This window comes from Flagellimonas flava (assembly GCF_050617915.1).
Taxonomy (GTDB): Bacteria; Bacteroidota; Bacteroidia; order Flavobacteriales; family Flavobacteriaceae; genus Flagellimonas; species Flagellimonas flava_A.
In genome coordinates this window covers 1-265 of sequence record NZ_JBODQE010000075.1, presented here as the reverse complement: position 1 = coordinate 265, position 265 = coordinate 1, and the positions used below count along the sequence as shown (strand labels likewise).

General features: G+C 52.5%; 1 pseudogene. It reads right to left on the bottom strand.

The window, feature by feature from the left end:
- A pseudogene (locus ACRHOZ_RS21025) lies at positions 1–265 on the bottom strand (hypothetical protein); the annotation flags it as partial.

Here is a 265-nt window from a genome sequence, read left to right as displayed (position 1 = left end):
AAACTTTTGCTGGCGCTCACCTGACTCTTCGCTGTTCGCCAGAAACAGCAGCAGGTCGTGCCGCTCCATCTCATGACTGTGCCCTGCCGTCATCTCGCCATAAAATGGGTTAGTAATATCATGCAACAAAAGCCCAACCTGATTGCTGCTGCGATTACGCAATTTCGCTGCGGTCTGGTTATAGACATAACCAGAATCATCCAGCGCTTTTAGCACGCGCTCGCGCGTTGCCTGTGAATTTCGCCCCCGATTACGCAGCACCATC